Source organism: Nocardioides bigeumensis (assembly GCF_039531755.1).
Lineage (GTDB): Bacteria > Actinomycetota > Actinomycetes > Propionibacteriales > Nocardioidaceae > Nocardioides > Nocardioides bigeumensis.
In genome coordinates, this window is sequence record NZ_BAAAQQ010000015.1 from 1 (window position 1) to 9,959 (window position 9,959).

Genomic DNA, 9,959 nt, shown 5'->3' on the forward strand with positions numbered 1-9,959 from the left:
GTCCTCGCAGATGCGGTGGCGTGGGCCGCGCGCTCGCTGCCGGTCCGGCCGAGTGCTCCCGTGCTCGCCGGCCTCCTCATCGAGGCCGACCACGACGGCCTCGTGCTGTCCACCTTCGACTACGAGACGTCCGCCCGTGCGACGGTCGGGGCCCAGGTCTCAGCCGAGGGCCGCGCCTTGGTGAGCGGCCGGCTCCTCGCCGACATCTGTCGCAGCCTCCCCGCCAAGCCGGTGGAGATGTCGCTCGAGGGCTCCCGGGTGCAGCTCACCTGCGGGGCCGCGAGGTTCAGCCTGCAGACGATGCCGGTCGAGGACTACCCCACGCTTCCGGACATGCCGAGCTCCACCGGCACCGTCGGCAGCGAGGAGTTCGCCCACGCGGTCGCCCAGGCCGTGACCGCCGCCGGTCGCGACGACATGCTGCCGGTGCTCACTGGCGTCCGCCTCGAGATCGACGGCTCCACGATCAGCCTGCTCGCGACCGACCGGTTCCGGCTCTCCCACCGTGAGCTGTCCTGGTCGCCGCACACCCCCGACGAGTCCGCGGCCGCGCTGGTGCCGGCCCGCGTCCTCGGCGACACCGCCAAGTCGCTGACCGCGGGCCCCGAGGTCACCATCGCGCTGGCCCACGGCGGGTCGGGCGAGGGCATCATCGGCTTCGAGGGCCAGGCAGCCGGCGGCGTACGCCGGACCACGACCCGGCTCCTCGACGGCGAGTTCCCCAAGGTGCGCAGCCTCTTCCCCGCCGAGCACCTCACGCGGGCGCTGGTCGACAAGGCCGCGCTGGTCGAGTCGGTGAAGCGCGTCGCGCTCGTCGCCGAGCGCAACACCGCCGTGCAGCTCGCCTTCGCCGACGGCGTCCTCACCCTCGACGCCGGTTCCGGCGACGAGGCGCAGGCCTCCGAGGCGATCGAGGCGCAGATCGACGGCGAGGCGATCACCACCGGCTTCAACCCGCAGTTCCTGCTCGACGGACTGACCGCGATCGACGCCAATGTCGTCGAGCTCGCCTTCACGCAGGCGTCCAAGCCTGTTGTCATCAGCGGCGCGGCGGACGAGAGTGGGGCCACGGACGACAACGGCTTCCGCTACCTGCTGATGCCGCGGCGTCTGCTTTCCTGAGTGCTGACCCAGGGCCACCCTGACCGGTCGACCGCACCCGACATCCCTGAACTGCCTGAACCGCACCACCGGAGGCGCGCATGCACATCGGCCTGATCGGACTCGGCAAGATGGGTGGCAACATGCGCACCCGGATGCGCAACGCCGGCCTCACCGTCGTGGGCTTCGACCGCAACCCCGATCTCGCCGACGTGGGCTCGCTCGCCGAGCTGGTCGACGCGCTGCCCTCCCCCAAGGTCGTCTGGGTGATGGTGCCGTCGGGCGACCCCACCCGGGCCACGGTCCAGGAGCTCTCCGAGCTGCTCGGTGAGGGCGATGTCGTCGTCGACGGCGGCAACTCGCGGTGGACCGACGACTTCGCCAACGCCGAGCTCCTCTCGGCCAAGGGCATCGGCTATGTCGACTGCGGCGTCTCCGGCGGCGTCTGGGGGCTGGAGAACGGCTATGCGCTGATGTACGGCGGGTCGGCCGAGGACGTCGCGAAGGTCCAGGAGGCGTTCGACGCGCTCCGGCCTGAGGGCGACTTCGGTTCGGTGCACGCCGGACCCGTCGGCGCCGGGCACTTCTCGAAGATGGTGCACAACGGCATCGAGTACGCCGTGATGCAGGCCTACGCCGAGGGCTGGGAGCTTCTCGAGGCCGCCGACATGGTCGAGAACGTCACCGAGGTCTTCCGCTCGTGGCGTGAGGGGACCGTCATCCGCTCCTGGCTGCTCGACCTGATGGTCGCCGCGCTCGACGAGGACCCTGGCCTGTCCAAGATCCGCGGCTACGCCGAGGACTCGGGCGAGGGCCGGTGGACCGTCGAGGCCGGCATCGAGCACGCCGTCGCCACCCCGGCGATCACGGCCGCCCTCTACGCCCGCTTCGTCTCGCGCCAGGACGACTCACCGTCGATGAAGGCGGTCGCGGCGATGCGCAACCAGTTCGGCGGGCACGCCACCCACACCTCTCCTCCGGCTGGTGGCGACGCCTCCGCCACCGACGCGCCGGCCGACGACGCGAGCTGAGCCGGCGCCGTGCCGGCCGACCCCTCGTGAGCTGACGTGCACGTCGCCCATCTGACCCTTCACGACTTCCGCTCCTACGCCGACCTCGACGTGGAGCTGGCGCCGGGGGCGACGGCGTTCGTGGGCCGCAACGGTCAGGGCAAGACCAACGTGGTCGAGGCGATCGACTACCTCTCGAGGCTCGCGTCGCACCGGGTGGCAGGCGACCAGGCACTCGTCCGTGCCGGAGCCGAGCAGGCACTGGTCCGCGCGGACGTGGTGCGCGAGGGCCGGCACGCGCTGCTGGAGGTGGAGCTCAACCCCGGCCGGGCCAACCGGGCGCGGGTCAACCGGGCGAACCTGCCTCGGGCCCGCGACATCGTCGGGCTGGTGCGCACGGTGCTCTTCTCGCCCGAGGACCTCGCGCTGGTCAAGGGTGATCCGTCCGAGCGACGGCGATTCCTCGATGATCTGCTGGTGTTGCGCACCCCTCGCTTGGCGGGTGTGCGTGCCGACTACGACCGGATCCTGAGGCAGCGCAACTCCCTGCTCAAGACCGCGCGTCCCGGCCCGCTGTCCCGACGGGAGTCGGCGCTCGCGACGCTGGACGTCTGGGACGAGCAGCTGGCCGGCGCCGGCGCCGAGATCCTCGGCGCCCGGTTGGCCCTGGTCGACGCGCTGCGGCCCTACGTCGGCAAGGCCTACGAGACCGTGGCGCGCGGCGCCTCGCGTGAGGACGCCGAGATGGAGTACCGACCCTGCTTCGACCTCGGTGACGGCTCCGACCTCCAGGGCTCGATGCTCGCGGCGATCGCCGAGCGACGGGGCGACGAGCTCGACCGCGGCATCTCCCTGGTCGGCCCTCATCGCGACGAGCTGCTGCTCAGCCTGGGCAACGCGGCGACCGGTTCCTCCCCCTTGCCCGTGCGCGGCTATGCCTCGCACGGGGAGTCGTGGTCCTACGCGCTGGCGCTGCGGCTGGCGTCGTACGACCTGCTGCGCGACGAGGGCGACGACCCGATCCTGATCCTTGACGACGTGTTCGCCGAGCTGGACACCGAGCGGCGCGACCGGCTGGCCGAGCTGGTCGCGGGTGCGGAGCAGGTGCTGGTCACCGCGGCCGTCGCGGCCGACGTGCCGTCGGCCCTGGCGGGGGTGCGCTACGACGTGCGCGACGGGACGGTCACGCGGGGTGAGCGCGATGCCTGAGCCCGGCCGGCCCGACGGGCGGCTGCCGGACGGGGCGGCGGTGGACGGGGCGGCGGTGGAGGGGGAGGGAGCGAACGGGGAGGCGGCGGACGGGGAGGCGGCAGCCGAAGCGCCGCTCCCGGGTCACGACGAGAGCGGCCTCGACCTCGCGCGCACGATCAGCCGGTCGCTCGCGCAGGCGTCCGGCCGGGCGCCGCGGCGCTCCGGGCGCGGACGTCGGCCTGGCCGTCCGACCACCCCGGCCGACTCGCGACGGGGCGGACTGTCGGGGTCCGGTGCCGACGAGCGAGACCCGCAGCTGATCGGACCGACGCTCGACAGGCTGGTCTCCGACCGCGGCTGGGAGCTCGACCTCAAGGTCCAGGCGGTGTTCGGCCGCTGGGCCGAGCTGGTCGGCACCGAGGTCGCGGCGCACACGACCCCCGAGGCGTTCGCCGACGGCAAGCTGGTCGTGCGCACCGACTCGACAGCGTGGGCGACCCAGTTGCGGCTGCTCGCCCCCACCGTCGTACGCCGGCTCAACGAGGAGCTCGGGCACGGCACCGTCACCCTGATCGAGGTCCTCGGCCCCCACGGGCCGTCGTGGAAGAAGGGCCGCCTCTCCGCCCGCGACGGCCGCGGGCCGCGCGACACCTACGGCTGACCGGTCCCACCGCCGCAGCCCACCGATCTGCCGATCTGCGGGCCTCGCCGACGTATGGGGACCTGACCGCACCCCTCTACGGCGCCCCAACAGGCCCTCCCGGCGCGCACAGGGACCAACTTCTACGCAGATCCCCCCGCGCCGCGGGGTGCCCGCGTGGATCGAGGCGCGCAAACGGCTATCATGGACGTCGGGTCGCTGGCTCCTCGAGCAGCGGCCCTCACCATGTCGAGCAGAAGAGGATGCGCGTGTCGGAGAAGCCGGACCAGAGCCCGATCATCGATCCGACCGACAGCATGGACAGCACCGCCGACGCCGGCTGGAGCGTGAGCACCAACGGCACCGGGAGCTCGGCGGTCACCGCCGACTACGACGCGTCCGCGATCCAGGTCCTCGAGGGCCTCGAGGCGGTGCGCAAGCGTCCCGGCATGTACATCGGCTCCACCGGTGAGCGCGGCCTGCACCACCTGATCTGGGAGATCGTCGACAACGCCGTCGACGAGGCGCTCGCCGGGCACTGCGACCGGATCGTGCTGACCCTGCAGGCCGACGGCGGGATCCGCGTCGAGGACAACGGTCGTGGCATCCCCACCGACACCGCGCCTGGCCAGGACCTGCCGGCGGTCACGCTGGCGCTGACGATGCTGCACGCCGGCGGCAAGTTCGGCGGCGGCGGCTACAAGGTCTCCGGCGGACTGCACGGCGTGGGCGTCTCGGTGGTCAACGCCCTCAGCACCCGCCTCGTCGTCGAGGTGCGCAACCGCGGCCACCTGTGGCGGCAGAGCTTCCAGCTGGGCCACCCCGACGGTCCGCTGGAGCAGGTGCGCCCGCTGGAGCCGGGGGAGAGCACCGGTACGACCGTGACCTACTGGGCGTCGGCGGAGATCTTCGAGACCACGACCTACAGCCTCGAGACGATCACCACCCGCATCCGGGAGTACGCGTTCCTCAACAAGGGTCTCGAGATCGTGGTGCAGGACGAGCGTCCGGCCGCGGAGGAGCTCCTCGCGGCGGTCGCGGACGACACCGTCGCCGACGAGGTCGACCAGGCGGGCGGCGACGCGATCCGCAGGCACGAGGGCGGGCTGCAGCGCGTCTTCAAGTACGACCGCGGCCTCGTCGACTACGTCGAGCACCTCAACCGCCGCAAGGACAAGGCCAACCCCACGATCATCTCGTTCGAGGCCGAGACGCCCGCGGCCAGCGAGAGCCACATGTCGCTCGAGGTGGCCATGCAGTGGAACACCTCGTTCACCGAGTCGGTGCACACCTTCGCCAACACCATCAACACCCATGAGGGCGGCACGCACGAGGAAGGCTTCCGCGCGTCGCTCACCGGGCTGGTCAACCACTGGGGCGAGGAGTGGGGCCTGATCAAGAAGCGCGAGGACCGCGTGTCGGGCGACGACATCCGCGAGGGCCTCACCGCGATCATCTCGGTCAAGCTCGCGGAGCCGCAGTTCGAGGGCCAGACCAAGACCAAGCTCGGCAACACCGAGGCCAAGGGCTTCGTGCAGCGCATCATGAACGACCAGCTCGGCGCGTGGTTCGAGCAGAACCCCGCCGAGGGCCGCGACATCGTCCGCAAGTCGCAGGCGGCGGCGTCCGCGCGGATCGCCGCCCGCAAGGCGCGCGACCTGGCCCGGTCCCGCAAGGGGCTGCTCGGCGGCGGCGGCCTGCCCGGCAAGCTGTCGGACTGCCAGTCGACCAACCCCGCCGAGTGCGAGGTCTTCATCGTCGAGGGCGACTCCGCCGGCGGCTCGGCCCGTCAGGGTCGCGACCCGCGGGTGCAGGCGATCCTGCCGATCCGGGGCAAGATCTTGAACGTCGAGAAGGCCCGCATCGACAAGGTGCTCGCCAACACCGAGGTCCAGGCGATCATCTCGGCGCTCGGCACGGGCATCCACGAGGAGTTCGACCTCGCCAAGCTGCGCTACCACAAGGTGGTGCTGATGGCCGACGCCGACGTGGACGGCCACCACATCAACACGCTGCTGCTGACGCTCCTGTTCCGCTTCATGCGCCCGCTGATCGAGCACGGCTACGTCTTCATGGCGCAGCCTCCGCTCTACCGTCTGCGCTGGAACAAGCCGGCCGAGCACGAGTTCGTCTACTCCGACGCCGAGCGCGACGCGTTGATGCGGGACGGGCTGGCCAACGGCAAGAAGCTGCCGAAGGAGAACCCCGTGCAGCGCTACAAGGGTCTCGGTGAGATGAACGCCGAGGAGCTGTGGGAGACCACGATGAACCCCGACGGCCGGCTGATGCTCCAGGTGACCCTCGACGACGCCGCCCAGGCCGACGAGATCTTCTCGATCCTGATGGGCGAGGACGTCGAGCAGCGCCGGTCGTTCATCCAGCGCAACGCCAAGGACGTCCGCTTCCTCGATATCTAGGTGTCTAACGACAGTCCTAGATTCGTGTAGAACCGACCAGAGAGACGAAGAGACGTGACGGAGACGCCCACCACTCCCGCGGGCCCGCCGCCCCCCGGCGGCCGGATCGAGCCGATCGAGCTGCAGACCTCCATGCAGCGGGCCTACATCGACTACGCGATGGCGGTCATCGTCGGCCGGGCGCTGCCCGACGTGCGCGACGGGCTCAAGCCGGTGCACCGCCGGGTGCTGTACGCGATGTTCGACGGCGGCTACCGCCCCGACCGCGGCTTCTCCAAGTGCTCCCGCGTCGTCGGCGACGTGATGGGTCAGTACCACCCGCACGGCGACTCGGCGATCTACGACACCCTCGTCCGCCTGGCCCAGCCCTGGGTGATGCGCGCGCCGCTCATCCACGGTCAGGGCAACTTCGGCTCTCCGGGCAACGATTCCGCCGCGGCGATGCGGTACACCGAGTGCCGGATGGCGCCGCTGGCCATGGAGATGGTCCGCGACATCAACGAGGAGACCGTCGACTTCCAGCCCAACTACGACGGCCGCTCGCAGGAGCCGACCGTCCTGCCGTCGCGCTACCCCAACCTGCTGGTCAACGGCTCCGCCGGCATCGCAGTCGGCATGGCCACCAGCATCCCACCGCACAACCTGCGCGAGGTCGCCGACGGCGCGCGGTGGGCCCTCGAGCACCCGGACGCGACGCGCGAGGAGCTCCAGGACGCGCTGGTCGAGCGGATCAAGGGCCCCGACTTCCCCAACGGTGCGCTGATCGTGGGTCGCGAGGGCATCGAGCAGGCCTACCGCACCGGCCGCGGCTCCATCACCCAGCGCGCGGTCATCGAGATCGACGAGGACAGCCGCGGGCGCACGATGCTCTCGATCACCGAGCTGCCCTACATGGTCAACCCCGACAACCTGGCGTTGAAGATCGCCGAGCTCGCCGACTCCGGCAAGGTCCAGGGCATCTCCGACGTGCGTGACGACTCCTCGGGGCGCACCGGCCAGCGCCTGGTGGTCATCCTCAAGCGCGACGCCGTCGCCCGGGTCGTCCTCAACAACCTGCTCAAACACACCGAGCTGCAGACCAACTTCTCCGCCAACATGCTGGCGCTGGTCGACGGCGTCCCGCGCACCCTGTCGGTCGACCAGTTCATCAGCAACTGGGTCGCTCACCAGCTCGACGTCATCCAGCGTCGTACGCGCTTCCGGCTGCGCCAGGCCGAGGAGGACGCCCACATCCAGCGCGGCCTGGTCAAGGCGCTCGACGCCCTCGACGAGGTCATCGCCCTGATCCGGCGCTCGCCCGACGTCGACGAGGCACGCGACGGCCTGATCGCGCTGCTGGAGATCGACGAGCTCCAGGCGATGGCGATCCTCAACATGCAGCTGCGCCGGCTCGCGGCGCTGGAGCGGCAGAAGATCATCGATCGGCTGGCCGAGCTCGAGCTGGTCATCGCCGACCTCGAGGACATCCTCGCCAACGAGCCCCGCCAGCGGCAGATCGTCAGCGACGAGCTCACCGAGATCGTCGACAAGTACGGCAACGACCGGCGTACCCAGATCATCGCGGCTGACGGCGACCTCTCGATGGAGGACCTGATCCCCGACGAGGAGCTGGTCGTCTCGATCACCCGGGGAGGCTACGCCAAGCGCACCCGTGCGGACGCCTACCGCTCGCAGAAGCGCGGCGGGAAGGGCGTGCGCGGCGCGACGCTGCGCGGCGACGACGTGGTCGAGCACTTCATCGCGACCACCAACCACCACTGGTTGCTGTTCTTCACCACGGCCGGGCGGGTCTACCGCACCAAGGCCTACAACCTGCCCGAGGCGTCGCGCGACGCGAAGGGCGGCCACGTCGCCGGACTGCTGTCCTTCCAGCCCGACGAGTCGATCGCGCAGGTGCTGGCGATCCGCGACTACGAGCAGGTGCCCTACCTCGTGCTCGCGACCCGCAACGGCCTGGTCAAGAAGACGCGGCTGGGCGACTACAACAGCCCGCGCCAGGCGGGCGTCATCGCGATCAACTTCCGCGAGGACGACGACGAGCTGATCGGTGCCGAGCAGGTCTGGCCCGAGGACGAGATCCTGCTGATCTCCCGCAAGGGCCAGGCGGTGCGCTTCCGCGCCGACGACGCGCAGCTGCGGCCGATGGGGCGTGCGACCTCGGGCGTGCGGGGCATGGACACCGCCCCGGGCGACTCGGTGCTGTCGATGTCGGTGATCCGCGCCGCGGAGGCCCGGGCGTCGGAGGCCGAGGACCAGGCTGCCGAGAACGTGCAGTACGTCTTCACGATGACCGACGGCGGCTTCGCCAAGCGGACCCGGATCAGCGACTACCGCCTGACCAACCGCGGCACCAAGGGCGTCAAGGCGATGACGCTGGCCAACGAGGCTCGCGGCGTGCTGGTCGGCGGGTTCATCGTCGAGGACGGCGACGAGGTCCTCTCGATCACGCAGGGCGGACAGGTGGTCCGGAGCCCGATCAACGAGGACTTCCGGCCGACCGGCCGATCCACCATGGGCGTGAAGTTCGTGACGCCCAAGGACGGCGACGCGGTCGCGGTCGTGGCCCGTTCGGTGGAGGCGAAGGTGGTCGAGGAAGTCACCGAGGGTCTGACCGACGGCGACCCCGAGCCTGGGTCGGAGCCAGGGTCCGAGCCAGGCACGGCGATCGGCCCCGAGACCGGGTCCGAGCCGGGTGACGCCGTCGTCGCGGAGTCGTCGGATGAGGCCTCGAGTGCAACAATCGAAGGCGACCCCGCCCCAGACGAGCGCTCGGAGAGTGAGTCCTGATGACCGACGGCCCACTGCCAGCTGGCGGCCCGCGGACCAACTGGCCGCCCGACGAGACCGCGCCCCACCCCGTCGTCCCACCCGCGCCCGGCCCCGCCGCGTCGCAGGCGACCGAACGCACGCTCCCACCACCCCCGCCCGAGCCGGAGAGCTCCGGCCCGGGACTGGCCGAGCGGCTGCAGACCCGGCTGAGCAAGGCCCGGCAGGAGCACAAGGACAACGCCGCCGCACCGACGGGCCAGCCCGCGGTCGCGCCGGCGGGTCCGCGTCCGGCGCCCCAGCAGGTGCAGCAACAGTCGGGTCAGCCGCAGCGGCGTACGACGGCGCAGCGTCCTGCTCGCAAGCCCGCCCGCCGGGCCCGCCTGCGCCTGACCAGGATCGACCCGTGGTCGGTCATGAAGACCGCGTTCCTGCTCTCGATCGCCTTCGGCGTCGTCACTGTCGTGTCGGTGCTGATGGTCTGGTCGGTCCTCGGCGCCGCCGGCGTGTGGGACTCCATCAACGCGACCGTGCAGAACGTCCTCGGTGAGGACTCCGCGACGCAGTTCGACGTCGAGAACTATCTCGGCACGTCCCGCATCCTGGGCTTCACGCTCCTGGTGTCGGTGATCGACGTGGTGCTGCTGACCGCGATCGCGACGCTGGGTGCGTTCCTCTACAACATGGCCGCCGCTCTTCTCGGCGGCATCGAGGTCACCCTTGCGGAGGAGGGTCGCTGAAGTCTCGATCACCGGTCGTCGGTGGTCTCGGCTGATATGTAGCCCTTGGTTGTCAAGAGGGCATGGTGAGGCGCCGCCGGCACTGGGTGTGCTG

At 71.0% G+C, this 9,959-nt stretch carries 7 protein-coding genes; all 7 read left to right on the plus strand.

Annotation, left to right across the window (positions count from 1 at the left end; genetic code table 11):
• A partial coding sequence (dnaN, locus tag ABD295_RS21045; RefSeq protein WP_344305823.1) for a DNA polymerase III subunit beta occupies positions 1–1,122 on the plus strand: 1,122 nt, incomplete at its 5' end.
• An 80-nt stretch (positions 1,123–1,202) separates the two neighbouring features.
• A complete protein-coding gene (gene gnd / locus ABD295_RS21050; protein WP_344305824.1) occupies positions 1,203–2,132 on the plus strand; it encodes a phosphogluconate dehydrogenase (NAD(+)-dependent, decarboxylating) in 930 nt (309 codons plus the stop codon).
• A gap of 36 nt (positions 2,133–2,168) precedes the next feature.
• Positions 2,169–3,320 (plus strand): DNA replication/repair protein RecF, encoded by a 1,152-nt coding sequence (gene recF / locus ABD295_RS21055; protein ID WP_344305825.1) that lies wholly within the window; start codon positions 2,169–2,171, stop codon positions 3,318–3,320.
• Positions 3,313–3,963, plus strand: coding sequence for a DciA family protein (locus ABD295_RS21060; RefSeq protein WP_344305828.1), 651 nt, complete (start codon positions 3,313–3,315; stop codon positions 3,961–3,963). Before recF ends, ABD295_RS21060 begins: the two co-directional genes overlap by 8 nt.
• A gap of 242 nt (positions 3,964–4,205) precedes the next feature.
• Entirely contained in the window at positions 4,206–6,359 is a 2,154-nt protein-coding gene (gyrB, locus tag ABD295_RS21065) for a DNA topoisomerase (ATP-hydrolyzing) subunit B (protein WP_425574156.1), read from the plus strand.
• A gap of 54 nt (positions 6,360–6,413) precedes the next feature.
• Positions 6,414–9,146 (plus strand): DNA gyrase subunit A, encoded by a 2,733-nt coding sequence (gene gyrA, locus ABD295_RS21070; protein ID WP_344305826.1) that lies wholly within the window; start codon positions 6,414–6,416, stop codon positions 9,144–9,146.
• Positions 9,146–9,865 carry a DUF3566 domain-containing protein gene (locus ABD295_RS21075; protein ID WP_344305827.1) on the plus strand — a complete coding sequence of 240 codons (720 nt, stop codon included), beginning with the start codon at positions 9,146–9,148 and terminating at the stop codon, positions 9,863–9,865. Before gyrA ends, ABD295_RS21075 begins: the two co-directional genes overlap by 1 nt.
• The last annotated feature ends 94 nt before the right edge of the window (positions 9,866–9,959 follow it).